This is a genomic window from Kosakonia sp. ML.JS2a (assembly GCF_025642095.1).
Taxonomy (GTDB): Bacteria; Pseudomonadota; Gammaproteobacteria; order Enterobacterales; family Enterobacteriaceae.
Window position 1 is genome coordinate 4,204,020 of sequence record NZ_CP106754.1, and the last position, 23,502, is coordinate 4,227,521.

Sequence of the window (23,502 nt, forward strand, 5' to 3'; positions counted from 1 at the left end):
TCCTTTAAGGAGAGGAGTGAGAGGCCGCCTGTTCAAACAGTGCGCGACGGCGCAGGAACGCGGCGGAGGGCGGAGCGATATGAATCACACTGCGATCGCGGTTGATCTCTTGCCAGCGATGGCAGGAGACCTGACGACCGCCGTCGAGCACCTGAGTAATGGGCTCGCGTTGACGACACTCTTCGGTGACATAAGGACAACGGGTATGAAAACGGCAGCCCTGCGGCGGGCTGGCCGGGTTGGGTAAATCGCCTTGCAGCAGCGGCGTTTGCCGAGCAAGACCTGGCTGCGTCTGCGGTGCAGAAGCAATCAATGCCTGGGTGTAGGGGTGCAATGGCGCATCGAAAATCTCATCAACACGGGCCATCTCGACAATTTGCCCGAGATACATCACCGCCACGCGATCGCTCATATGGCGGATCACCGCCAGACCGTGCGCCACAATGATCAGCGTCAGCCCAAGCTGCTGTTTGAGATCTTCCAACAGGTTCACCACCTGCGCCTGTACAGAGACATCCAGCGCGGAAACCGGTTCATCACCGAGCAGCAGCTTCGGCCCGGACGCCAGCGCACGGGCAATGCCAATACGCTGGCGCTGTCCGCCAGAGAACTCGTGCGGGTAGCGCCGCGCCCAGGCCGCCGGCAACCCCACGGTGCTGAGCAATTCAGCGACCCGCGCCTGGCGATCCGCTTTGCCCATTTTTTGATGCAACCACAGCGGCTCACTCACAATCTGCTCCACGGTCATTCTGGGGTTCAGCGAGGCAAAGGGATCCTGAAAGATAATTTGCAGTTCACGACGCAACTGATTCAGGCGCGAACCGCTGGCGTGGGTGATCTCCTCGCCCTGGTAATAAACGCGGCCTTCAGAAGCGCTCAGCAAACGCAGCAGCAGGCGGCCAAGGGTAGATTTACCGGAGCCGGACTCGCCGACAATCGCCACGGTTTCACCGGGGTAAACACGCAACGAGATGCGATCGACGGCGGTGACGTAACGCTTCGGCGCAAACAGCCGTGTTGGCCCGGCAAAGCGTTTGCTCAGATCGAGCGCTTCAAGGATCGGTGTGCTCATGCGGTTTCTCCCGGCGCAATATGCTGTTCAAGGGGGGCGCGGAAACAGGCCACCTGATGGCCCTGCCCCAGCGGCTGTAGCGAAGGTTTTTCCTGATGGCAGCGCGATTGTGCAAACGGGCAACGCGTGGCGAAACGACACCCTTTCGGCATCGCTTCCGGCAGCGGCACCGCGCCGGGAATGGTGGAAAGCTGCCCTTTGCGCGCGCCGAGCGAGGGAATCGACCCCATCAGCCCAATGGTGTAGGGGTGCTGCGGATCGGCGAAAATCGCCTCCACGCTGCCCTGCTCCACTACCTGCCCGGCGTACATTACCGCCACCTGCTGGGCAACTTCCGCCACCACGCCAAGATCATGGGTGATCATTAACACCGCCGTGCCGGTTTCGGCTTTCAGGGTGTTGAGCAGCGCCAGGATCTGCGCCTGAATGGTCACATCCAGCGCCGTGGTGGGTTCATCGGCAATCAACAGACGCGGTTTATTAATCAGCGCCATGGCGATCATCACGCGCTGGCGCATACCGCCAGAAAGCTGGTGTGGGTACGCCTTCAGACGCATTTCCGCCGCCGGAATTTGGACTTTTTCAAGGATCTGTAACGCCACCGCCATCGCCGCCTGGCGCGAGAGGTGCTGATGGCGCATCACCGCTTCGCTAAGCTGATCGCCGAGGGTGAACGCCGGGTTCAGGGAGGTCATCGGCTCCTGAAAGATCATCGCCAGCTCATTGCCGCGCAGGTTGGCATACTCACGCGCAGAGAGGTGGCGCAGGTCATGCTGGCGAAAGTGCATCTCACCGCTGACAATCTGCGCGCTGCCGGGCAGTAGCCCCATCAGCGCCAGTGAAGTAATGCTTTTGCCGCAGCCGGATTCCCCCACCAGCGCCAGCGTTTCACCGCTGTTTACGCTCAGCGAAATGCCATCCAGCACGCTGATGGGCGATCCGCTAAATTGCACATTCAGGTTATTCAGCCGCAATACCGGCGCGGCCTCTTTATGCGGGAGGGTCGTCATGGCGTATCGTCCCCAAGATGAATGGCCTGCATCAGGGCATGTTGCAGATCGAGCAGATGTTCACGCATTGCCGCCGCCGCAACATGCGGCTGCCGTTCCCGGATGGCGTGCATAATCCGGTGATGGTGATCGTTATAGCGATCCACTTTTGCCGGGGTGCGCGCCAGCTCCCGCAGATGGTGCCAGCCGGGTTCGCGACGCACCGCGTCAAGGGTGTCAAAAAGACCGAGCATCAAGCGGTTTCCCGCCGCTTCCGCGATGGCCCGGTGAAAAGCGCTGTCCCACAGCTCATTAAGATCCGGATCGTCCGGACTGACGTTATCGATGCGTTCCAGCATGCGTTGCATCAATGCCAGGTGCTCGTTGCTGGCGCGTAACGCCGCCAACCGTGCGAGGCCCGGTTCTATGTGCAAACGCGCTTCCATCACTTCCAGCATATTGGTTTGTTGCACCAGCCCCTGGATTGCCGCCGGTGCGACGGGCGCGGCGGGGCCAATAAAGGTACCTTTGCCCTGTTTACGCCAGATGCGCCCCTCTTCTTCCAGTACATCGAGCGCGCGGCGCACTTCGCGTCGCCCGACGCCCAGGCTTTCCGCCAGTTCGCGTTCTGTGGGCAGAGGAGTCCCTGGTGTTGACTCATGTTGATGAATAAGCCCACGAAGTTGTTCAAGCGCTGTACTGGAATTTGCCAGATAGCGTGATGGTCTTTCCATATTGGTTCATCCACGTTTGGTGTTATTTTTTATTAAATTACAAATGGTTAAATAAAAACGCATTTGCACCACCCGTGATGAATAAAGCAATTACCGAACCAATACGGCATTGGTTCGGTCATATTTTTGAAATTTTTGTTAATGCTTTGATTTGATAATGTTTATTTTTCACCCTGCAATGACGGGTGTCCGCCACGCAAAACTGGCTGTACGCAAAACGCACACTTAGCGTGCAAACCATGCACTAAAAAGGGGGCGATGCTCCGATCGGGGTTGATGACGGTGAGCCGGGGAAGACGTTAATCCTCATCCGCGGATTGTGCCCGATAGCGCTGTGCTTATCGGGCTTGCCAGAGAGGGGATCTGATGGGTTTGGTGAAGGCAGACCGGAGGCCTGGGCAGACAATGACAATCAATCAACACAACTTAACACAACCGAGCAACGCTATTCTGCTACCTCAAACCGCAGGCTGGTATGGCGGAACGTGTGCGTGGGGGTTTGCGTACTGGCGACAACAATGTCGATCTCCTCGCAACCCGCGACCTTATAGCGCGCCACCTGCGAAATTTTGTCGGCCGTGACGGCAGCAATCACTTCATTGCTCTGGTTAAACACCTCTTTTTTGAAACAGGCATCATCGTAATAGGCCGCGCTGAGCCCGGCCTGGGGATCCAGCCCACAGACGCCGATAAATGCCTGATCAAACAGCATATTGCGCAGTTGATTCACCGTCTCTGAACCCAATGCACTCCCCACCAGCGGGTTCACTTTCCCGCCCAGCATAATCAGTTCGCCGTTTTTGCGGCTGCTCAGCGCGGCGGCAATTTGGGGGGAGTTGGTCACAATGGTTAACTCCATTTCATGCGGGATGAAGTTCACCATTAAGAGATAGGTGGAGCCGGAATCAATAAAGATGCAGCTATCAGGCTTGATCATTTGCGCGCACCGGCGGGCAACCTGCTCTTTTTCTTCCACATTCTGTGCAACCCGCGTCTCGAAACTGGCGGATTGTTTGAGCTGACTGACGGCGCCGCCATACACTTTTTTGCACAGCCCCTTTCGCGCCAGCTCTTGTAAATCGCGGCGAATGGTATGTTCGGACACGCCTAACTGGCGGGCAACATCCACGCCAATCACCCGGCCCGTGTCGATCAGCATCTGATGGATCAGCGCTTGCCTCTGCTCAGGCAATGCATTGTAGTCAGTCACATTCAGCCCTCAAATTAACACAACCATGCACAAGTGAACACAATCTATCATAGTATATTCCGATCCATGATACATGTTCAGGCCGGGCATGACGACAACGTGGATAAAGAATCAACGGGTTATAAGGGGAGCAGAGTATGTATCAGGACATCATCTATCAGGATCTGGATAAAACCCTCGACCATCTTGAACATCGCACCGTCGCCTGGTTTACGGAAAATAAGCACCAGCCGCCAGCCGGGCTGTTTTATCTCTACCTGCGGGCCTCCCGCACGGGGGAATTTTGCGCGGACTATGCCCGGCTACTGGATGGCTCAATGGAGTGTCTGACCGGCGTCCTGCCACAGCTAACCAATCGTTTAGCACCGCGCATCGCGACGGTGGCAGGCTTGTCCGGCCTGAAAACGCGGCGCATTCTGAGCATGCTGCTTTACTGGCTGAGTCAGCACCACAGCGGCCAGAGCGACGCGTTACCGGGGCGTGAAGAAGTGATGGACATCTTTTCCAGCATTCTGGAAAACACCACGCTGCGGCTGTGGTAAGCCGCAGCGCGCTACGGCTTCAGCACCAATTCACGCACCGCCAGGCTCATCGCCCGAAGCGCCAGCGCCACATCACTCACCATGACGTTTTCCGCCGGGTGATGGCTAATGCCTTTTTCACAACGCACGAACAGCATGGCCGACGGCCAACGTTCGGCAATGGCAATCGCGTCATGGCCTGCGCCACTGGGCAACAGCAACACCCGCCGCTGAACGTTTCGCACCGCATCAGCCAGTTTGTCGCGCAATGCGCCATCGCACGGTGTGGCGGCAATGGTATAAAAAATATCGTGGCTAAAATCCACGCCGCGCTGTTCTGCAATGCGCGTGGCCTGCGCCAGTAAGTGGTTCAGCAACGTTTCCCGCTGCGGGTCATCGGGGCTACGGATATCCAGCGTCAGCGACACCACGCCGGGGATCACATTGACCGCTCCGGGTTCACACTGCAAGGTTCCCACGGTGGCAACCAGCTCCGGAGCGGCTTGCCGCGCGGCATGCTCAATCAACACCATCCATTCCGCTGCGGCGGCAAGCGCATCGCGGCGATGGCTCATCGGTACAGTGCCAGCATGCCCGGCTTCGCCGGTAAAGCGGCAGTGCAAACGGCGAGCGCCGTTAATGGCCGTGACGACGCCGATCGCCAGGTCTTCCTGCTCAAGCACCGGCCCCTGCTCGATATGCAACTCCAGATAGGCTGAGAAATCCGCCGCCGGGCGTTGCGCATCGCCAATACGCGCCGCATCAAGACCGGCGTGCGCCAGCGCCTGCGCCACGCTTATCCCCTGTGCGTCTTCACACGCCAGCCATTCAGCGGGCCAGCTTCCGGTAAGACCGCGGCTGCCAAGAAGCGTGATATTAAAACGGGTGCCTTCTTCATCGGCAAACCCCACAATCTCAATCGCCTGGGTTCCACGCACGTTTGCCCGGTGCAGCCCGTCGACAATTTCAATGGCGGTCAACACGCCCAGCATGCCGTCGTAGCGCCCGGCATCGCGCACGGTATCAAGATGCGACCCCAACAGCACCGCCGGAGCGCCTTCCGAGGCGGCTTCGTAGCGCCCACAAATATTGCCTACCGCATCCTGCCAGGTGCGCATCCCCGCCTGCTGCATCCACGTGGCGACCAATGCGTTGGCCCGCAGGTGTTCCGGCGACAGATAGACGCGGGTTAGCTGCCCCGGCGTTTCACTGATACACGCGAGTTCATCGCAGCGCGCCATTACCCGCTCTGCGGCGCGGGCGGCCTCCTCTGCGGTCATCATCCGTTCGCTCCGTCGTAGATATCCCACGCGGCCTGCATGCCCGCGCCCTGAACGGTACGCAACCCCAGACGGTTAAGCACGGCTTCCAGCGCCGTCAGGGTTTGCAGGACGCAATCTTTCCGTGCGTTATACCCCATGGTGCCAATGCGCCAGATCTTGCCCTGTAGCGGACCAAACGACGTCCCGATCTCAATATGGAAATCATCCAGCAGCCGTTTACGCACCTCTTCGCCATGCACTTCCTGCGGAATTATCACCCCCAGCACGTTATTCATCTTGTGGGTGACATCGCCGAATACCGCCAGCCCCATCCCCTGGATGCCCGCCAGCAGCGCGCGACCGTGCAGTTCATGGCGGGCGATCAGCGCATCCATGCCCTCCTCCAGCATAATGCGGGCGCATTCGCGGGCGGCAAATAACATGCTGGTCGCCTCGGTGTGGTGGTTCAGACGTTCCGGGCCCCAGTAATCCATCACCATGCCAAGATCGAAATAGTTGGAGTAGATCATCTCATCCGCGCCGTCCTGATGCGCGTCGGTACGGATCCCCTGTTCCACGCATTTACGCGCGCGGATCGCGGCTTCCATCGCCGGGCTTAGGGTCACCGGCGAGCTACCGGACGGGCCGCCCAGGCATTTTTGCAAACCGGCGGAGACCGCATCCAGCCCCCAGGCATCGCTCTCCAGCGCGTTACCGCCCAGCGAGGCGGTCGCGTCGGTATAAAACAGCACACCGTGACGGCGGCAGATCTCACCGAGGTGCTCCAGCGGTTGCAGCATAGTGGTGGAGGTATCGCCATGCACCGTCAGCAACAGGCGCGGCTTAACCCGAACGATCGCGTCTTCGATCTGCTCCGGCGTAAAGACCTCGCCCCAGGGAACCTCGATCGTGTGTACTTCCGCACGACAGCGACGGGCAATTTCACACAGCAAATGGCCAAAGCGACCAAATACCGGTACCAGCACTTTATCTCCCGGACGAATGGCCGACACGAGGATCGCCTCAATACCCGCGCGGGAGGTGCCGTCCACCAGCATCGTCCAGCGGTTCTGCGTGCGGAACACCTGGCGGTAGAGCGCCATCACCTCGTTCATATAGCCGGTCATCACCGGATCGTATTGCCCCACTAACTGACTCGCCATGGCACGCAGCACGCGCGGATCGGCATTGATCGGCCCCGGCCCCATTAACAAGCGTTGAGGCGGGTTTATTTGCGGGAACTGCTGAAAATCGAACATGGGCGCGTCCTTTGATGTGCGACAGCACAGATGATGAAACGAAAGATTCTTTGATGATATTTCTGCAACTAATGTGCCACAGACAAAAAGACGAAGCCAGTCCTGGATTAACGGGGTATTTAGCACGATTAAGCCATAAAAAACGGGACGTCACGCGCCCCGTTATGCATCATCATGGTGGTGCAAAAGCACCATTACAGTGCACTACCGTTGTTCCAGTTCATCCAGATCGGTGTACAACGATGCAATGTGATGAATGCGCTGCCGCCCTGCGGTCAGGGTGGTATGCAGCAAGGCGTTCGCCAGTAAATTCACCAGACTCATGGCGCAGCTGTAGCTATCAAATGCTGAGACGCTGTCCAGCGGTAGCCCAATATGCCAGCGGCACAGCGCTTTGATACTGGTTGCCTGCGGCTCGCTGATCGCCAGCACCGGTACGCCCTGCTGATAGAGCGCCTCCAGTACCGGGCGCACCACGCGCGGACGGCGGCGAAACGCGACCACCACCACCATGTCGGCAGGCGTGATATCCACCAACTCTTCCGCCAGCGTCTGCCCCGGCTGCGGCAACACCATCACCTGCCCCCGGCTTTGCAGCAGTTGCTGGCGCAAATGCAGCGCCACCGGTGCACTGTTGCGCAGGCCAATAATCACGATCCGCCGGGCCTCGCCAAGCGCGGCGATCACCGCGGCAAATTGCCCGGCATCGAGCGCATTGACCCATTGGGTCAGGTTTGCCATCTCCTGCTTGTAATGACGCGCCAGCAACGTATTGCCCTGCACGGCATCACGGTTCTCCGTCAGCGGCATTCCGCTCTGGCGCAGGGTGCGTAACTCGTCGCGCATCTCTTTAAAACGATCGTAGCCTAGCCGTTTAAACAGACGACTGACGGTGGCTTTCGACACCCCGCTGAGCCGCGCCAGTTCTGCGCTGTTATAGCTCACCAGATCGTCAAAATGATCGATGATAAATGACGCAACGCGTTGTTCCTGCGGGGAAAGCTGGTCATAGCACTCCCGCAGACGTTCATCCAGCTGCTGCATAGCCTCTCCTGCAACTTTTGTTTCACGATAAGCTGACACAGTGAAACGCTTGTCGTCAATCTGGAACAGCTCTTGCTTAGTCTTCTCCACTTACCGAAGACTAAAGGAAGCGTGACGATGCAAAGTAATATGGCCCCCTCTGGCATGGCGGTGACCCCGCACCATCTCGCCAGTGAGTCGGCGCTGTCGGTTTTACGCCACGGCGGCGATGCCATTCAGGCGATGGTTGCCGCCGCCGCGACCATTGCGGTGGCCTACCCGCATATGAACGGCATTGGCGGCGACGGCTTCTGGCTGATTGTGCCGCCGGAAGGCGAACCGCTCGCCATTGACGCCAGCGGCGCGGCCGGGCAACGGGCGACTCAGGCGTTTTATGCCGGACATGCCCATATTCCTCATCGCGGCCCGCTTGCCGCGCTCACTGTACCCGGCACGCTCAGCGGCTGGGATGAGGCGTTAGCGGTTTCCGCCGCGCTGGGCGCTGCGCCGTTACCCCTGTCGCGCCTGCTGGCTGATGCCATTCGCTACGCGGCGGACGGTATTCCGGTCACGCAGTCGCAGGCCAGCGCCAGCCAAAGTAAATTTCAGGAACTGGTGGACGTGCCCGGTTTCGCCAACACCTTTTTGCCACAAGGCGCAGCGCCGCAGGCAGGCAGCCGTTTTTGCCAGCCAACGCTGGCCCGCACCCTGACCCGGCTCGCAACCGAAGGGCTGGACAGCTTTTATCGCGGGGGGCTCGCGCAGCTGATGGACGATGAGATGCAAACGCTGGGCATCCCCATTACCGCCCAGGATCTGGCCAATCACCGCGCTCAGCGCCGCGTACCACTAAAACTCCGCCACAGCCAGGGCGAGGTGTTTAATATGACGCCGCCCACGCAAGGACTGGTGTCACTGGCAATCCTCGGCATCACCGATCATCTGGACATGGCCCAGGCGAGCGACGTGCAAACCATCCACCGTATTGTGGAAGCGACCAAAAAAGCGTTCGGCCTGCGCGACCGCTACATCACCGACCCGCGCCACGTCACGCTGCCGGTACAAAGCCTGCTTGAGCAAGCGCCGCTGTCACTGCTGGCTGACAGCATTGATGAACAGCGCGCAGCGCCCTGGGGCCAGGGCAAAGGGCCGGGAGATACGGTGTGGATGGGTGTGATCGACAAAAATGGTCTGGCGGTCTCGTTTATCCAGAGCATTTACCATGAATTTGGCAGCGGCGTGGTGCTACCGGAGAGCGGCGTTCTGCTGCAAAACCGCGGCGCGGCCTTTAGCCTCGATCCGTCGCATTTGCTGGCGTTAATGCCGGGCAAGCAACCCTTCCATACCTTAAACCCCGCAGCAGCGCGGCTCAACGACGGGCGTACCATGGTGTACGGCACGATGGGCGGCGACGGTCAACCGCAAACCCAGGCCGCCATTTTTACCCGCCATGTGATGCAGGGTATGCCGTTACAGGCGGCGGTCTGCGCACCACGCTGGCTGCTGGGGCGCACCTGGGGACAGGCGTCGGAAAGCCTGAAACTGGAAGGCGGTTTTAGTGAAGAGACCTTCCTCGCACTGCGCGAGATGGGGCATGAGGTGGAATGGCTGCCCGGCTTAAGTGAAGCCACCGGACATGCTGGCGCGATCCTTCGCCATGCCAATGGCATGCTGGAAGGGGCTTTCGATCCACGCAGCAATGGCAGCGCAGCCGGTTTTTAAGGAGCAATAATGAACACCACTGATTTTGACTGGCCAACCTACATCCGGCTGATGGAGCAACTGCTGGCGGTGCCGCTGGATGATGCCCGCCGCGCGGAACTGGAAGTGCAGCTCACCCGTATCGCCGCCATGGCGCAACCGTTAATGGCCTTCCCCTTACCGCACCGCCAGGAAGGCGCCGGGGAGTACCGCCTATGAGCTTATCGATTGGCGATATTCAACGCGGACTGCGGGAAAAAACCTTTAGCGCCAGCGAACTGGCGCAGCGCACCCTGGCGCACATTGAGCAGCACAACCCGCAGCTTAATGCCTTCACCGCTATCACCGCGTCGCGCTTACGGGCGGAAGCGGCGCGTATTGATGTGCGCATCGCCCAGGGTGAGCCGCTGCCTGCACTGGCAGGCGTGCCTTATGCGGTAAAAAACCTGTTTGATATCGCAGAGATCACCACCCTTGCCGGTGCCGAACTGTTCAGCACCCAACCGGCGGCCACCCAGGATGCCTTTGCCATACGCCAGCTCACCCGCGCCGGGGCGACGCTTGCCGGGGCGCTGAATATGGACGCCTACGCTTACGGTTTCACCACGGAAAACAGCCACTATGGCGCAACGCGCAACCCGCGCGATCCGCAACGTGTGGCGGGCGGATCGTCCGGTGGTTCCGCCGCGGCTGTGGCGGCGGGTATGGTCAATTTCGCCCTCGGCACCGATACCAATGGATCGATTCGCGTACCGGCGTCGCTGTGCGGTATTTATGGCCTGAAACCCACGTTTGGTCGTCTCTCCCGCACGGGTAGCCACCCGTTTGTCGCCAGCCTCGATCATATTGGCCCGCTGGCACGCAGCACGGAGGATCTGACACGTGTGTATGATGCGTTGCAGGGGCGCGATAACGACGATCGCTGGCAGTCCGCGCGTGCCGCCGATATTGCCCTGCCAGGCCTTGCCGCAGGCAACGCGTTACGCTGCGCAGTGCTGGATGGCTACTTCTCAAGCTGGTGCGATGACGATGCACGGCAGGCCGTCAACGCCGTAGCCCAGGCGCTGAGCGCAGATCGCACCGTGACGCTACCGGAAGCCGAACTGGCGCGTTCAGCGGCGTTTTTGTTGTCGGCAGCGGAAGGGGGAAATCACTATCTTCCCGCACTGCGCAGCGAAGCGTCGCGCTTTGAACCGAACTCCCGCGAACGTCTGCTGGCCGGGGCCATGACGCCTTCAGCCTGGTACACCCAGGCACAGCGTTTCCGCGCCTGGTTTCGCGATAAAACCTTACCGCTGTTTGACCAGCTTGACCTGCTGCTCGCGCCGGCAACGCCCTGTAGCGCAACACTGATTGGTGCGCCGACCATGCGGATTAACGGGGCGGATCTGCCGGTGAAAGCGAGTATGGGTATGCTAACGCAGCCGATCTCCTTTCTGGGCCTGCCGGTGGTCACCGTACCGGTAAAAACCCGTAGCGGCTTGCCGATTGGCGTGCAGATTATTGGCGCGCCCTGGCAGGAAACCCGTTGTTTACAGGCAGCATGGCGGCTCGAACAAGCCGGAATACTTTACCCACAGGACGCAGCATGAACCGAGACAATATCGATCGCCCGGCGATCCTCAACGAAGTGACGGCGGCCTTTTACCGCTACGAGCAGGCACTGATAAGCAATGATGTAGACGTGCTGGATGAGCTGTTCTGGGACGATGAGCGCACCGTGCGTTATGGCGCGACGGAGAATCTGTATGGCATTGCCGCCATTCGTGATTTTCGAAATTCACGCCCTTCCGCCGGGCTGGACAGGTTGCTGCGCAATACCACCATCACCACGTTCGGCGAGGATATGGCGGTGGCCAGTACGGAATTTACCCGTGAGAACAGCGAACGCGTGGGCAGACAGATGCAGACGTGGGTGAAATTCCCGTGGGGCTGGCGCATTGTGGCAGCGCATGTGAGCTTGATGGGGTGAGAAAACCCCCTCCATACGGGAGGGGGAGATACATCAACCTTCGTGCAGCCCGCATTCGCGTTTCAGGCCGAAGAAGCGGGTCTCTTCCTCCGCCATCCCCGGCTCCCATTTACGGGTGGTGTGGGTATCGCCGACCGAGAGATAACCCTGATCCCACAGCGGATGGTAGCCCAGCCCGTGTTTTTGCAGGTACTGGTATACCGTGCGGTTATCCCAGTCGATAATCGGCAGCACTTTAAACATGCCGCGCTGGATGCCTAATACTGGCAGGTTGGCGCGACTGCCGGATTGCTCACGGCGCAGCCCGGCAAACCAGGTTTGCGCGTTTAATTCCGCAAGCGCGCGATTCATCGGCTCGACTTTGTTGATGTCATTGTATTTCTCAATGCCTTCAACGCCCTGCTCCCACAGTTTGCCGTAGCGCGCTTCCTGCCAGGCCGGGCTTTGCTCAGCGCGGTAGACTTTCAGGTTGAGCTTGAGCTTGTCCGTCAGCTCGTCGATAAACTGGTACGTTTCCGGGAACAGATAGCCGGTATCGGTGAGGATCACCGGGATGCCCGGACAGATCTGATTGACCAGATGCAGGCTTACCGCCGCCTGAATACCGAAGCTTGATGAGAGCACATACTCGCCCGGCAGGTTTTCCAGCGCCCAGGCGACACGCGCTTCAGCGCTCAGCGTTTCGAGCTGCGCATTCGTTTCGGCAAGCTGGAGCACTCGCTCAACTTTCGGCAGCGCGTTCAGCGCATTAAGATCGAGTTTGGACATACGTTCCTCACTGTGTTCGTTGCCTGATAGCGCGACGCTTATCAGGCTTGCAGGCTGCGTTATTCCCAGAAATCCCGCGCGGGATCGAGCACCGGACGAATGATGCCGGCGCGGACGGTGAAATCGCCGAAGCCTTCACCCTCTTTGCGTTCACTCGCCCAACGCGCGACCAGCTCATCAATCGCGTTGAGAATTTCCGCTTCCGTAATGTTTTCACGGTACATCCGCGGGATCCGCGTACCAATACGGTTACCGCCAATATGCAGGTTATAGCGTCCCGGCGCTTTGCCGACCAGGCCGATTTCCGCCAGCATCGCGCGGCCACAGCCATTCGGGCAGCCGGTCACGCGCAGCACAATGTGGTCATCGCCCACGCCGTGTTTCTCCATCACCGCTTCCACTTTGTCGACGAAAGAGGGCAGGAAACGTTCGGCTTCCGCCATCGCCAGCGGACAGGTCGGGAACGACACGCAGGCCATGGAGTTTTCACGCTGCGGTTTGACCGCGTCCATTAACCCGTGCGCACGGGCCAGTTTCTCGATTTTCGCTTTCTGGCTTTCCGGGACGCCCGCCACAATCAGGTTCTGGTTGGCGGTTAAGCGGAAGTCGCCTTTATGGATCTTAGCAATTTCCAGCATGCCGGTTTTCAGCGGGCGGCCGGGATAATCCAGAATACGGCCATTTTCAATAAACAGCGTCAGGTGCCATTTATTGTCGATCCCCTTCACCCAGCCAATACGATCGCCGCGACCGGTAAACTCATACGGACGGATCGGTTCAAATGTGATGCCAGCGCGACGCTCGACTTCCGCTTTAAAGGTGTCGACGCCCACGCGCTCCAGCGTGTATTTGGTTTTCGCGTTTTTACGATCGGTGCGGTTGCCCCAATCGCGCTGCGTGGTCACCACCGCTTCCGCGACGGCCAGCGTGTGCTCCAGCGGCAGGTAGCCGAATTCGCTCGCCGTACGGGCGTACGTTTTCTTATTGCCGTGCTCAATGGAGAGACCGCCACCGACCAGCAGGTTGAAGCCCACCAGTTTGCCGTTTTCCGCCACCGCCACAAAGTTCATGTCGTTGGCGTGCAGATCAACATCGTTCTGCGGCGGGATCACCACCGTGGTTTTAAATTTACGCGGCAGATAGGTTTTACCGAGGATCGGCTCTTCGTCCGTGGTCGCGACTTTCTCGGCATCGTGCCAGATTTCCGCATACGCGCGGGTGCGCGGCAGCAGGTGCTCAGAGAGTTTTTTCGCCCATTCGTAAGCTTCGGCGTGCAGTTCCGACTCAATCGGGTTCGAGGTGCAAAGCACGTTGCGGTTCACGTCGTTGGCGGTCGCCAGCGCGTCAAGACCGACTTCATGCAGCATCTGGTGCGCCGGTTTCACGTTCTTTTTCAGAATGCCGTGAAACTGGAACGTCTGGCGGTTAGTCAGACGAATGCTGCCATAAAGGGTTTTATCGTCGGCGAACTTATCGATCGACAGCCACTGCTTAGGCGTAATGATGCCGCCCGGCAGACGGCAACGCAGCATCATGGCATGACGCGGCTCCAGTTTCTGCTCGGCGCGCTCGGCGCGAATATCGCGATCATCCTGCTGATACATGCCGTGAAAGCGGATCAGCAGAAAGTTGTCGCCGTTAAAACCACCGGTCAGACCGTCGTTCAGATCTTCAGCAATGGTGCCGCGCAGGTAATTGCTTGCGTCTTTAAGACGCTCGGCATCCGCCAGTTTTCCTTCGACCACCAGTGGGCCAGGATGTTTTTCGCTCATTAGTAGACATCTCGCTGATAACGGCGCTCAACGCGCAGCTCACTTAAAAATTCATCCGCCGCTTCGGCATCCATCGCACCGAATTCGGCAATCACGTCCAGTAAAGCCTGCTCAACGTCTTTCGCCATGCGATTGGCGTCGCCGCAGACATAAATGTGCGCACCGTCATTAATCCAGCGCCACAGTTCCGCGCCCTGTTCGCGCAGTTTGTCTTGTACGTAGACTTTTTCTTTTTGATCTCTGGACCAGGCCAGATCGATACGGTTCAGCACGCCCTCTTTCACATAACGCTGCCACTCCACCTGGTAGAGGAAATCCTCCGTGAAGTGCGGGTTACCGAAGAACAGCCAGTTTTTGCCTGGCGCGTCATCAGCGGCGCGCTGCTGAATAAAGGCGCGGAACGGCGCAATACCGGTACCCGGGCCAATCATAATGACCGGCGTTTCCGGGTTTGCAGGCAGGCGGAAGTTATCGTTGTGCTCGATAAACACCCGCACTTCGCCCTCTTCTTCTACGCGATCGGCAAGGAAGCTGGACGCGCCGCCAGCACGGGCGCGGCCTTCCACGTCATAGCGCACCACACCAACGGTGACATGCACTTCACTCTCGACTTCCGCCTGCGAAGAGGCAATCGAATAGAGGCGCGGCGTCAGCGGACGCAGCAGGCCAATCAACGCATCGGCATCCAGTTGCGCAGGGGAGAAACGCACCATATCGACAATCGGCGTGGTGGCAGCGTAATGCTGCAATTGCGCTTTATCGCCCACCAGCGGCAGCAGGGACTCGCTGCGGGTCAGCGTGGCGTAGTTTTCCACGATGTTGGCGGTGTTGACCGTCAGTTCGAAATGCCACTGCAACGCTTCTGCCAGCGGCAGCGATTTACCGTCGACGGTAACCGGCTCGTCGCCTTTCAGCCACAGCAGTTCAACCAGCTCTTTCACCAGCGCCGGATCGTTTTGATACCACACGCCCAGCGCATCGCCAGGCTGGTAACGCAAGCCTGAGTCACCCAGATCGATTTCGATATGGCGAACATCTTTCTCAGAACCGCGCCCGGTGATTTTCTGGTTTACCGACAGGTTCGCGGTAAGCGGCGCGTCTTTGCTGTACGGGCTGGAGAACACCTCATTCACGGCGCCAGTTGCGCTCGCAACCGCCTGCGCAGGCGTGCCTTGCGGTACGCGGGCTTTCAGTACGTCCACCACGCGGGCGCGCCACTCGGCCGCCGCTGCCTGGTATTCCACATCTGCATCGACGCGATCCAGCAGGCGTTCTGCCCCCAGTTCCGCCAGCTTGCTGTCGAAATCTTTCCCGGCCTGGCAGAAGAACTCATACGAGGTATCGCCAAGGCCAAAGACCGCAAACGCAGTGCCCTCCAGCTTCGGCGCTTTTTTGGAGAACAGGAATTTATGCAGCGCAACCGCTTCTTCCGGCGCTTCGCCTTCCCCTTGCGTAGAGGTCACGACCACCAGCAGTTTTTCACTGGCGATCTGTTTGAATTTGTAGTCGCCCGCGTTGACCAGAGTGACGTTGAGTTTTGCCGCCAGCAGATCGTCGCGCAGCGCTTCGGCGACGCGACGGGCGTTGCCCGTTTGCGAGGCGGAAATCAGCGTGATGCCCGGGATCGCCACAGCAGGCGCCGGAGCCGTTGCCGCCGCGCCAGGCTGCTGGTTCAGCACGCCCCAGAAATAGCCGGAAACCCAGGCAAGCTGGGTGGGAGTTAAATCAGTGGTGGCCGCCTGAAGGCGCGCCAGTTGCTCCGGATTGAGCGGGAGCAACGCGGAAGGTGGGACCTGAGTCGTCATGCGTCGTTATGTTCCAGTAGCAAAATCCCCTTCGCTTTTCACGACGCCTCCGGGTAGGCAGCAACGCAAAATCCTGCGGGGTTATAATGTAGAAAAAACCGAAGTGAAACTAAGGTTAACGGTGGGGATAATAACAATTAAAGAAAGGTTGGAAATAACAAATAACCAAAAGAACTAACCTGTTTTGGTTATAGTTATTAACACTAAAACAGGTTAATCAACTCATTGAATTTTATAGATAAAACAGACTTTACATTCTGTTCCGTCGATGTTAACCGCTTTTAGTGATTTTAATTAATGCTAAAAAAGGTCATTTCCGCTACCATGCGGCGGTTTTTTTAGCCAGAGAGTGCATTATGTCTACCACGTTGTTTAAAGATTTCACCTTCGAAGCCGCTCACCATCTGCCGCATGTACCGCAGGGGCATAAGTGCGGTCGTCTGCATGGCCACTCTTTTATGGTGCGCCTGGAGATCACCGGCGAGGTGGATCCTTATACCGGCTGGATCATGGACTTTGCGGAACTGAAAGCGGCGTTTAAACCGCTCTACGACCGACTCGATCACTACTACCTGAATGAGATCCCGGGACTGGAAAACCCGACCAGCGAAGTGCTGGCGAAATGGATTTGGGATCAGATGAAGCCCGTCGTGCCGCTGCTGAGCGCGGTAATGGTGAAAGAGACCTGCACCGCCGGGTGCGTCTACCGCGGGTGATCCACACGTCGTAAACAACAAACCCGCCGCTGGCGGGTTTGTGTATCAGGCAATATTCAGATACTTGTGCGTCTGCATCGACAGCCGCCAGTTGCGGGCGATACAGGTTTCGATACATAACCGCGTCGCGTCCTCTTTCTGGCTGATGGGCTGCAGGGCAATCACCCGGTGTTTATCATCAGCAAGCTGCGACAGCAGCGCATCCAGCGCTTCAATGTCGCGCAGACGCCCTACCGGGTGTTTGATCTCATCCGCGCGCTCCAGCGCCTGCTGTAACACTTCATAGCCGCCGCGCATATTGACCTTCGGCGAAACCGTCACCCAGGTGGTGTGCGAAGCGCGCACTTCGTGAGTGCCGCTGGTTTCTATCTGGCAGCTAAAGCCGTTTTTCTCCAGCGTTGCCGTCAGTGGGAGAAGATCGTGAATGCAGGGTTCGCCGCCGGTAATCACCACATGGCGCGCAGTCCAGCCCTGACGTTGAATAATGGCGAGCAGATCTTCACTGTTCGCCGCGCCCCACTTGTCGCTCTCTTTGGTCTTCGCGAGGATGCTGAACAGCGACACCTCCCGATCCGCAAGCTTATCCCAGGTGTGTTTGGTGTCGCACCAGGCGCAACCCACCGGGCATCCCTGTAAACGAACAAAAATAGCGGGAACGCCGGTAAAGTAACCCTCGCCTTGCAAGGTCTGGAACATCTCATTAATCGGGTACTGCATCATCACTCTTACTGAAAGTATAAAGAGGTAATTATTGCAGATTACCGCCCGTCGATCATGTGCCATTTGCGCCACCCGCGCCATGATCGCCTTTAACACCCTGAAATGCATTACTATCAGTTATGGCAAATTGTCATACCGGAAGAATAGCCGCTATTATGCTGGGGTAATTCCTCTCTTATTTGCCCTGCAAGGATGATGCATATGGCGCGCATACTGGCACTGTTGCTGGTACTGACAGGCTTTGCCACTCAGGCTCTGGCCTCCCCAATTCCGCCGATGAACGGCTTTGTTAACGATCCGGATGAACTGTTGACCTCATGGGAACGCGCGGAGCTTACCCGCCAGGTGAATACACTCAATGAACGTTCCGGCACGCAAACCGCCGTACTGGTGGTGCCTGGTACTGGCAGCGACACCATTGAGCAGTTTGCTTATCAGGTGTTTAACCACTGGCGATTAGGCAACGCCCAGCGTAATGACGGCGTATTGTTGCTGGTGGCATGGCAGGACCGACACGTCCGGATCGAGGTGGGCAGCGGGCTTGAAGGGATGCTGACAGACGCGCTGGCGAGCAGAATCATCAATGAGTACATCATTCCGCCCTTTAAGTCCGGCGAGCTGGCAACCGGCATCACAAAGGGCGTGGAAGGGATCAGTACCGTACTTGCCAGCCAGCCCTTACCCAAAGCGGAACCGCCGACGTTTTGGCAGGAGATTTCTGCGTATTTTTCCCTGTGTAAGAGCCTGCTGGCGCTGGCGCTGGTGATTATTTACCTGACGATAACCGGCAGACTTCGGTTATTAGCGGTACTTTTTGTTGTTGCCTGCCCGCTGACGCTGATACTGCTGTTTTTCAGTGACCAGTCACCGTGGCTGATGCCCTATGTCTGGTTCAGCGGTTCGATTCCGGTTGCCATTCTCATTATGGTGCTCGGCGTCCTGTTCATTTATCCTCAGCGCCTGAGCGCCGCAGGGCGGCAGAAATACCGCGAGAGCCGCCAAAGCAATCACCTGAGCAGCGCCGCAACAGTCTGGACCAGCACCGACAGCACGCATTACAGCAGTAGCGATAGCACAAGCCATAGCAGCAGTGACAGTTCCAGCTCCGGTGGCGACGGCGGTTCAAGCGATGGCGGTGGATCGTCAGGCAATTGGTAAACGCATGCTGTGACGCCAGGTGAATGACTATTACGTTGCAGGGCATTTCCCTGCAACGCGTTATTCAATCGGGGCAGAAATGATGTAACCAAACATTATTTATTTTACATCTGGAATTATCCGCACCGATAAATACCGGTCCTTTCCGGGAAAAATAACCAGCATGAAATCAACCAGATAACTATTTCATTATCCTCTGATGAATTTTTCGCTGCGCTTCACTGTCCAAGTTCAATCCCCTTTCGTACGTTCCTTAAAATAAGCTTAAGAAGCCCCCGTAAACCCCGCCATCTTATTTACATAGCGTTTAGCTTTCTGTGCCTAAAATCCGCCAAATCGACCATGATGAGATAGCACTCGTGAATACATTATTGATAACAGGCGTGACCGGGTTTCTTGGCGGGGCAGTATTAGAAAAAATCCTCAATGGCAATGAAGCAATGCATTTACTGCTGCTGGTTCGGGCGGATAACGCCGCAGCTGGTATTGAGCGCGTTAAGTCTAATATGCGTAAATTTAACCTCAGTGAAGAGACATTGCAGAGACTGACCGCTGAGCAGGTTCTGCTTGGCGATCTGGGCGAACCGGAGGGATTTCTTGACGATCCGCGACTGGAGTCGGTCACGCATGTGCTGAACTGCGCCGCGGTCGCCTCATTCGGTAATAACCCACTGGTGTGGAAAGTGAATGTCGAAGGCACGCTGACTTTTGCCCGTCGCATGTCTCAGGTCACAGGATTACAACGTTTTCTGCATGTCGGTACGGCAATGTCATGCACGCCGGAGCCCGACTCCCTGGTGCCGGAAAGCGCAGAATTTCGCGAGAATGCTGAACACCTGGTCACCTATACCCGCTCTAAGTCCACCATCGAACAGTTGATGCGTACAGAGTGCCCGCAGTTGCCGCTGGTCATTGCACGCCCGTCTATCGTCGTCGGTCACACCAGCCATGGTTGCCAGCCTTCCACCAGCATTTTCTGGGTCTTTAGCATGGGGCTGATGCTGCAAAAATTTATCTGCTCGCTGGAAGATCGCATCGATGTTATCCCTGTCGATTATTGCGCCGATGCGCTGCTGATGCTGCTTAAAGGCCAGATTGCTAACGGCGAAGTGGTGCACATTTCCGCAGGCGAAGAGAACAGTGTGCGCTTTGCGGATATCGACCGCGCGATGGCAAAAGCACTGGAGAAAGCCCCGGTTGGCGATAAGTACGCCCAGGTAAGCTATGAAACCTTAGTGAAAATGCGCCGCGAGCTGAAAAATATCTTCGGGCCGTGTAATGAACGCCTGATGCTGAAAGCCATGCGTCTGTATGGTGCTTTTGCCGGTCTGAACGTGCGTTTCAGCAATGATAAGCTGCTGAGCATGGGGATGCCAAAGCCGCCGCGCTTTACCGATTATATCGCCCGCTGTGTACAGACGACGCACGGTCTGTCTATTCCGCAACAGATGGAAGTCGATTTCAAATAGCCGCTGTCAAAAAGCCAAAAAAAATGCCAGTCAATCGACTGGCATTTTTCATTTAAGGCTGAGGCGATTATGCCTGGCCTTTGATCTCTTTACGACCGTTGTACGGAGCTTGTTCGCCCAGCGCTTCTTCGATACGAATCAGCTGGTTGTATTTAGCAACGCGGTCAGAACGGCTCATAGAACCGGTTTTGATCTGGCCAGCCGCAGTACCTACCGCCAGGTCAGCGATGGTTGCGTCTTCAGTTTCGCCAGAACGGTGAGAAATGACAGCGGTGTAGCCTGCGTCTTTCGCCATTTTGATTGCAGCCAGAGTTTCGGTCAGAGAACCGATCTGGTTGAATTTGATCAGAATGGAGTTAACGATGCCTTTCTCGATACCTTCTTTCAGGATTTTGGTGTTGGTTACGAACAGATCGTCGCCAACCAGCTGGATTTTGTCGCCCAGCACTTTAGTCTGGTATGCGAAGCCAGCCCAGTCAGATTCGTCCAGACCATCTTCGATGGACACGATCGGATACTGTTTGGTCAGATCTTCCAGGAAGTGGGTGAACTCTTCAGAGGTGAACGCTTTGTTGCCTTCGCCAGCCAGAACGTATTTACCGTCTTTGTAGAACTCAGACGCTGCGCAGTCCATCGCCAGGGTGATATCTTTACCCAGCTCGTAACCTGCTGCTTTAACCGCTTCAGCGATAACAGCCAGCGCTTCTGCGTTGGAACCCAGGTTCGGCGCATAGCCGCCTTCGTCACCCACAGCAGTGTTCATGCCTTTGGATTTCAGTACCTTAGCCAGGTTGTGGAACACTTCTGAACCCATACGTACTGCTTCTTTCAGGGATTTCGCGCCAACCGGCTGAATCATGAATTCCTGAATGTCGACGTTGTTGTCAGCGTGCTCACCACCGTTGATGATGTTCATCATCGGAACCGGCATGGAGTATTTGCCCGGAGTGCCGTTCAGTTCAGCGATGTGTGCGTACAGCGGCAGGCCTTTAGAAGCAGCAGCAGCTTTAGCAGCAGCCAGAGAAACAGCCAGGATTGCGTTTGCGCCGAAGTTGGATTTGTTTTCGGTGCCGTCCAGGTCGATCATGATCTTGTCGATGCCAGCCTGATCTTTGGCGTCTTTGCCAAGGATAGCCTGAGCAATCGGGCCGTTAACCGCGCCAACCGCTTTCAGTACGCCTTTACCCATGAAACGGGATTTGTCGCCATCACGCAGTTCCAGCGCTTCGCGGGAACCCGTGGAAGCACCTGACGGCGCAGCAGCCAGACCGACGAAACCACCTTCCAGGTGTACTTCGGCTTCAACAGTCGGGTTACCACGGGAGTCGATGATTTCACGACCGATGACTTTAACGATTTTGGACATTAGGTTTTCCTCAGTACAAGTTAAACTAAAACTCCAGACAAACAACGCGTACCCTGGGGTACGCGTTGCTGTTGTAACTTTTTTTACTTCGCCTGACGCTTCTGGTACTCGCTGGCGGCTTTCACAAAGCCTGCAAACAGCGGATGCCCATCACGCGGCGTAGATGTAAATTCCGGATGGAACTGGCAAGCGACGAACCACGGATGATTCGGCACCTCGATGATCTCGACCAACTGATCATCACCGGAACGGCCCGCAACGCGCAGACCTGCAGCTTCAATTTGTTTCAACAGCATGTTGTTGACTTCGTAACGATGGCGATGACGCTCGACGATAGTCGGCTCACCGTACAGCTGGCGAACCAGGCTGCCATCGTCAAGCTGGCACTGCTGTGCGCCGAGGCGCATGGTGCCACCGAGATCGCTCTTCTCCGAACGGACTTCGACGTTGCCGTCTTCATCACGCCATTCGGTAATAAGCGCCACAACCGGGTACTTACAGTCTGGCACAAATTCCGTCGAGTTGGCGTTCTCCATCCCGACCACATTACGAGCAAATTCAATCAACGCCACCTGCATACCCAGGCAAATACCCAGGTAAGGAATCTGGTTTTCACGCGCATAGCGTGCGGTGGCGATCTTGCCTTCCACACCGCGGTAGCCGAAGCCGCCAGGAATGAGGATAGCATCCAGACCTTTCAGAATTTCGACACCGCGCGTTTCCACATCCTGCGAATCAATCAGCTTGATGTTGACGGTCACGCGGTTTTTCAGGCCACCGTGTTTCAGTGCTTCAATCACCGATTTGTAGGCGTCCGGCAGTTCAATATACTTGCCGACCATACCGATGGTGACTTCCCCTGACGGATTCGCTTCTTCGTAGATCACCTGTTCCCATTCGGCCAGGTTTGCTTCCGGACAGTTCAAGCTGAATCGTTTACAAATATAATCGTCCAGCCCCTGGGATTTCAACAGGCCCGGGATTTTATAAATGGAATCGACGTCTTTCAGAGAAATCACAGCTTTTTCTGGAACGTTACAGAACAAAGCAATTTTTGCACGTTCGTTAGCAGGAACCGCGCGATCGGAACGGCAAATCAGAATATCAGGCTGGATGCCGATAGACAGCAGCTCTTTTACAGAATGCTGTGTTGGTTTGGTTTTGACTTCCCCGGAAGCCGCCATGTACGGTACCAGCGTCAGGTGCATGTAGAGCGTGCGCTCGCGGCCCACTTCTACTGCCATCTGACGAATGGCTTCGAGGAACGGCAGAGATTCGATATCGCCAACGGTGCCGCCGATTTCCACCAGCGCCACGTCATGGCCTTCACCGCCTGCGATGATGCGTTCTTTAATCGCATTGGTGATATGCGGAATAACCTGTACGGTCGCGCCCAGATAGTCGCCACGACGTTCTTTACGCAGAACCTCGGAGTAGATGCGGCCAGTAGTGAAGTTGTTACGACGGGTCATCTTGGTGCGGATGAAGCGCTCGTAGTGACCCAAATCCAGATCGGTTTCAGCGCCATCTTCGGTAACGAACACTTCGCCATGCTGGATAGGACTCATTGTACCCGGATCGACGTTGATATACGGATCGAGTTTCATCATGGTGACGTTGAGGCCACGGGCTTCAAGAATGGCTGCCAGGGAGGCTGCGGCAATGCCTTTACCCAGAGAGGATACGACCCCGCCGGTCACAAAAATATAGTTCGTTGTCATGCTGAACCTGAGAAGTTAGGTTTAAAAGACGATGGAATAACCAGGACGGGAAAGCAGTATACCCGATCATGGCTTGTGCCACAAACTTTCATTAACCCTCTCCTTCGTTCTTCAGGCCGCATCTGCGTTGGCTTCTTTCGCTTACCCCGTTCACGGAGTCTTTCTCTGTGCCCGGGGATTCGCTCAGTTGCCGCCTTGCTGCGACCCGAATGACTCGAAGAGGCGATTCTCAAGGCGTTTCAACAAATATAAGGAGTGTGAAAA

Annotated in this window: 21 protein-coding genes; 8 read left to right on the top strand and 13 right to left on the bottom strand. The window is 57.1% G+C overall.

What is annotated here, in order from left to right:
* Positions 1-4: 4 nt before the first annotated feature.
* From N7922_RS19905 to N7922_RS19920, 4 genes are all read right to left on the bottom strand, one after another.
* Complete coding sequence (locus tag N7922_RS19905; protein WP_263097933.1) at positions 5-1,072, bottom strand: ABC transporter ATP-binding protein; 1,068 nt, start codon at positions 1,070-1,072, stop codon at positions 5-7.
* Entirely contained in the window at positions 1,069-2,082 is a 1,014-nt protein-coding gene (locus N7922_RS19910; RefSeq protein WP_263097934.1) for an ABC transporter ATP-binding protein, read from the bottom strand. Before N7922_RS19910 ends, N7922_RS19905 begins: the two co-directional genes overlap by 4 nt.
* Complete coding sequence (locus tag N7922_RS19915; protein ID WP_263097935.1) at positions 2,079-2,795, bottom strand: FadR/GntR family transcriptional regulator; 717 nt, start codon at positions 2,793-2,795, stop codon at positions 2,079-2,081. Before N7922_RS19915 ends, N7922_RS19910 begins: the two co-directional genes overlap by 4 nt.
* A gap of 445 nt (positions 2,796-3,240) precedes the next feature.
* Positions 3,241-4,005, bottom strand: a complete 765-nt coding sequence (locus N7922_RS19920) for a DeoR/GlpR family DNA-binding transcription regulator (protein WP_263097936.1) — start codon at positions 4,003-4,005, stop codon at positions 3,241-3,243.
* A 137-nt stretch (positions 4,006-4,142) separates the two neighbouring features.
* Between N7922_RS19920 and N7922_RS19925 the strand changes: the two genes are divergently transcribed.
* Positions 4,143-4,547 (top strand): hypothetical protein, encoded by a 405-nt coding sequence (locus tag N7922_RS19925; protein ID WP_263097937.1) that lies wholly within the window; start codon positions 4,143-4,145, stop codon positions 4,545-4,547.
* An 11-nt stretch (positions 4,548-4,558) separates the two neighbouring features.
* Here the strand turns inward: N7922_RS19925 and hpxK are convergent, their stop codons facing one another.
* From hpxK to N7922_RS19940, 3 genes are all read right to left on the bottom strand, one after another.
* On the bottom strand, positions 4,559-5,809 hold the full coding sequence (hpxK, locus tag N7922_RS19930) for an allantoate amidohydrolase (RefSeq protein WP_263097938.1): 1,251 nt from the start codon (positions 5,807-5,809) through the stop codon (positions 4,559-4,561).
* Positions 5,806-7,047: a pyridoxal-phosphate-dependent aminotransferase family protein gene (locus tag N7922_RS19935; RefSeq protein WP_263097939.1), complete on the bottom strand. Its 1,242-nt coding sequence runs from the start codon at positions 7,045-7,047 to the stop codon at positions 5,806-5,808. Before N7922_RS19935 ends, hpxK begins: the two co-directional genes overlap by 4 nt.
* Positions 7,048-7,251: 204 nt before the next feature.
* Positions 7,252-8,091: a MurR/RpiR family transcriptional regulator gene (locus N7922_RS19940; protein WP_263097940.1), complete on the bottom strand. Its 840-nt coding sequence runs from the start codon at positions 8,089-8,091 to the stop codon at positions 7,252-7,254.
* A 117-nt stretch (positions 8,092-8,208) separates the two neighbouring features.
* Between N7922_RS19940 and N7922_RS19945 the strand changes: the two genes are divergently transcribed.
* The 4 genes from N7922_RS19945 to hpxZ are packed head-to-tail and all read left to right on the top strand — an operon-like array spanning position 8,209 to position 11,743.
* Positions 8,209-9,792 (top strand): gamma-glutamyltransferase family protein, encoded by a 1,584-nt coding sequence (locus N7922_RS19945; protein ID WP_263097941.1) that lies wholly within the window; start codon positions 8,209-8,211, stop codon positions 9,790-9,792.
* A gap of 9 nt (positions 9,793-9,801) precedes the next feature.
* Complete coding sequence (hpxX, locus tag N7922_RS19950; protein WP_061497429.1) at positions 9,802-9,990, top strand: oxalurate catabolism protein HpxX; 189 nt, start codon at positions 9,802-9,804, stop codon at positions 9,988-9,990.
* Positions 9,987-11,363: an AtzE family amidohydrolase gene (locus N7922_RS19955; protein WP_263097942.1), complete on the top strand. Its 1,377-nt coding sequence runs from the start codon at positions 9,987-9,989 to the stop codon at positions 11,361-11,363. The genes hpxX and N7922_RS19955 overlap by 4 nt, the downstream gene beginning before the upstream one ends.
* The gene (gene hpxZ, locus N7922_RS19960; protein ID WP_263097943.1) at positions 11,360-11,743 is read left to right on the top strand and encodes an oxalurate catabolism protein HpxZ; all 384 of its coding nucleotides are present in this window, start codon (positions 11,360-11,362) and stop codon (positions 11,741-11,743) included. The genes N7922_RS19955 and hpxZ overlap by 4 nt, the downstream gene beginning before the upstream one ends.
* A gap of 33 nt (positions 11,744-11,776) precedes the next feature.
* On the opposite strand, the gene cysH is transcribed toward hpxZ, so the two are convergent.
* From cysH to cysJ, 3 genes are read right to left on the bottom strand one after another with little or no spacing between them, the layout of a single operon-like run.
* Positions 11,777-12,511 (bottom strand): phosphoadenosine phosphosulfate reductase, encoded by a 735-nt coding sequence (gene cysH, locus N7922_RS19965; RefSeq protein WP_263097944.1) that lies wholly within the window; start codon positions 12,509-12,511, stop codon positions 11,777-11,779.
* Positions 12,512-12,570: 59 nt separating this feature from the next.
* On the bottom strand, positions 12,571-14,283 hold the full coding sequence (cysI, locus tag N7922_RS19970) for an assimilatory sulfite reductase (NADPH) hemoprotein subunit (protein ID WP_263097945.1): 1,713 nt from the start codon (positions 14,281-14,283) through the stop codon (positions 12,571-12,573).
* The gene (cysJ, locus tag N7922_RS19975) at positions 14,283-16,088 is read right to left on the bottom strand and encodes an NADPH-dependent assimilatory sulfite reductase flavoprotein subunit (protein WP_263097946.1); all 1,806 of its coding nucleotides are present in this window, start codon (positions 16,086-16,088) and stop codon (positions 14,283-14,285) included. The genes cysI and cysJ overlap by 1 nt, the downstream gene beginning before the upstream one ends.
* Positions 16,089-16,444: 356 nt before the next feature.
* Between cysJ and queD the strand changes: the two genes are divergently transcribed.
* Entirely contained in the window at positions 16,445-16,804 is a 360-nt protein-coding gene (queD, locus tag N7922_RS19980) for a 6-carboxytetrahydropterin synthase QueD (protein ID WP_061497441.1), read from the top strand.
* Between the two features lie 45 nt (positions 16,805-16,849).
* Here the strand turns inward: queD and queE are convergent, their stop codons facing one another.
* Complete coding sequence (queE, locus tag N7922_RS19985) at positions 16,850-17,521, bottom strand: 7-carboxy-7-deazaguanine synthase QueE (protein WP_263100964.1); 672 nt, start codon at positions 17,519-17,521, stop codon at positions 16,850-16,852.
* A 204-nt stretch (positions 17,522-17,725) separates the two neighbouring features.
* On the opposite strand from queE, the gene N7922_RS19990 reads away from it, so the two are divergent.
* On the top strand, positions 17,726-18,682 hold the full coding sequence (locus N7922_RS19990) for a TPM domain-containing protein (protein ID WP_263097947.1): 957 nt from the start codon (positions 17,726-17,728) through the stop codon (positions 18,680-18,682).
* Between the two features lie 359 nt (positions 18,683-19,041).
* Positions 19,042-20,151 carry an SDR family oxidoreductase gene (locus tag N7922_RS19995; RefSeq protein ID WP_263097948.1) on the top strand — a complete coding sequence of 370 codons (1,110 nt, stop codon included), beginning with the start codon at positions 19,042-19,044 and terminating at the stop codon, positions 20,149-20,151.
* Between the two features lie 67 nt (positions 20,152-20,218).
* On the opposite strand, the gene eno is transcribed toward N7922_RS19995, so the two are convergent.
* The gene (eno, locus tag N7922_RS20000) at positions 20,219-21,517 is read right to left on the bottom strand and encodes a phosphopyruvate hydratase (RefSeq protein ID WP_263097949.1); all 1,299 of its coding nucleotides are present in this window, start codon (positions 21,515-21,517) and stop codon (positions 20,219-20,221) included.
* A gap of 83 nt (positions 21,518-21,600) precedes the next feature.
* Positions 21,601-23,238, bottom strand: coding sequence for a glutamine hydrolyzing CTP synthase (gene pyrG / locus N7922_RS20005; protein ID WP_088236820.1), 1,638 nt, complete (start codon positions 23,236-23,238; stop codon positions 21,601-21,603).
* Between the last annotated feature and the right edge of the window lie 264 nt (positions 23,239-23,502).

What these genes read in the sequence shown, in the direction of transcription:
- N7922_RS19935 (WP_263097939.1), bottom strand. Translation starts at nt 7,047, where the DNA reads ATGTTCGATTTTCAGCAGTTCCCGCAAATAAACCCGCCTCAACGCTTG.
- N7922_RS19945 (WP_263097941.1), top strand. Translation starts at nt 8,209, where the DNA reads ATGCAAAGTAATATGGCCCCCTCTGGCATGGCGGTGACCCCGCACCAT.
- N7922_RS19915 (WP_263097935.1), bottom strand. Translation starts at nt 2,795, where the DNA reads ATGGAAAGACCATCACGCTATCTGGCAAATTCCAGTACAGCGCTTGAA.
- N7922_RS19905 (WP_263097933.1), bottom strand. Translation starts at nt 1,072, where the DNA reads ATGAGCACACCGATCCTTGAAGCGCTCGATCTGAGCAAACGCTTTGCC.
- N7922_RS19940 (WP_263097940.1), bottom strand. Translation starts at nt 8,091, where the DNA reads ATGCAGCAGCTGGATGAACGTCTGCGGGAGTGCTATGACCAGCTTTCC.
- N7922_RS19955 (WP_263097942.1), top strand. Translation starts at nt 9,987, where the DNA reads ATGAGCTTATCGATTGGCGATATTCAACGCGGACTGCGGGAAAAAACC.
- queE (WP_263100964.1), bottom strand. Translation starts at nt 17,521, where the DNA reads ATGCAGTACCCGATTAATGAGATGTTCCAGACCTTGCAAGGCGAGGGT.
- cysJ (WP_263097946.1), bottom strand. Translation starts at nt 16,088, where the DNA reads ATGACGACTCAGGTCCCACCTTCCGCGTTGCTCCCGCTCAATCCGGAG.
- N7922_RS19990 (WP_263097947.1), top strand. Translation starts at nt 17,726, where the DNA reads ATGGCGCGCATACTGGCACTGTTGCTGGTACTGACAGGCTTTGCCACT.
- hpxX (WP_061497429.1), top strand. Translation starts at nt 9,802, where the DNA reads ATGAACACCACTGATTTTGACTGGCCAACCTACATCCGGCTGATGGAG.
- N7922_RS19925 (WP_263097937.1), top strand. Translation starts at nt 4,143, where the DNA reads ATGTATCAGGACATCATCTATCAGGATCTGGATAAAACCCTCGACCAT.
- pyrG (WP_088236820.1), bottom strand. Translation starts at nt 23,238, where the DNA reads ATGACAACGAACTATATTTTTGTGACCGGCGGGGTCGTATCCTCTCTG.
- N7922_RS19910 (WP_263097934.1), bottom strand. Translation starts at nt 2,082, where the DNA reads ATGACGACCCTCCCGCATAAAGAGGCCGCGCCGGTATTGCGGCTGAAT.
- hpxK (WP_263097938.1), bottom strand. Translation starts at nt 5,809, where the DNA reads ATGATGACCGCAGAGGAGGCCGCCCGCGCCGCAGAGCGGGTAATGGCG.
- eno (WP_263097949.1), bottom strand. Translation starts at nt 21,517, where the DNA reads ATGTCCAAAATCGTTAAAGTCATCGGTCGTGAAATCATCGACTCCCGT.
- queD (WP_061497441.1), top strand. Translation starts at nt 16,445, where the DNA reads ATGTCTACCACGTTGTTTAAAGATTTCACCTTCGAAGCCGCTCACCAT.
- cysI (WP_263097945.1), bottom strand. Translation starts at nt 14,283, where the DNA reads ATGAGCGAAAAACATCCTGGCCCACTGGTGGTCGAAGGAAAACTGGCG.
- hpxZ (WP_263097943.1), top strand. Translation starts at nt 11,360, where the DNA reads ATGAACCGAGACAATATCGATCGCCCGGCGATCCTCAACGAAGTGACG.
- cysH (WP_263097944.1), bottom strand. Translation starts at nt 12,511, where the DNA reads ATGTCCAAACTCGATCTTAATGCGCTGAACGCGCTGCCGAAAGTTGAG.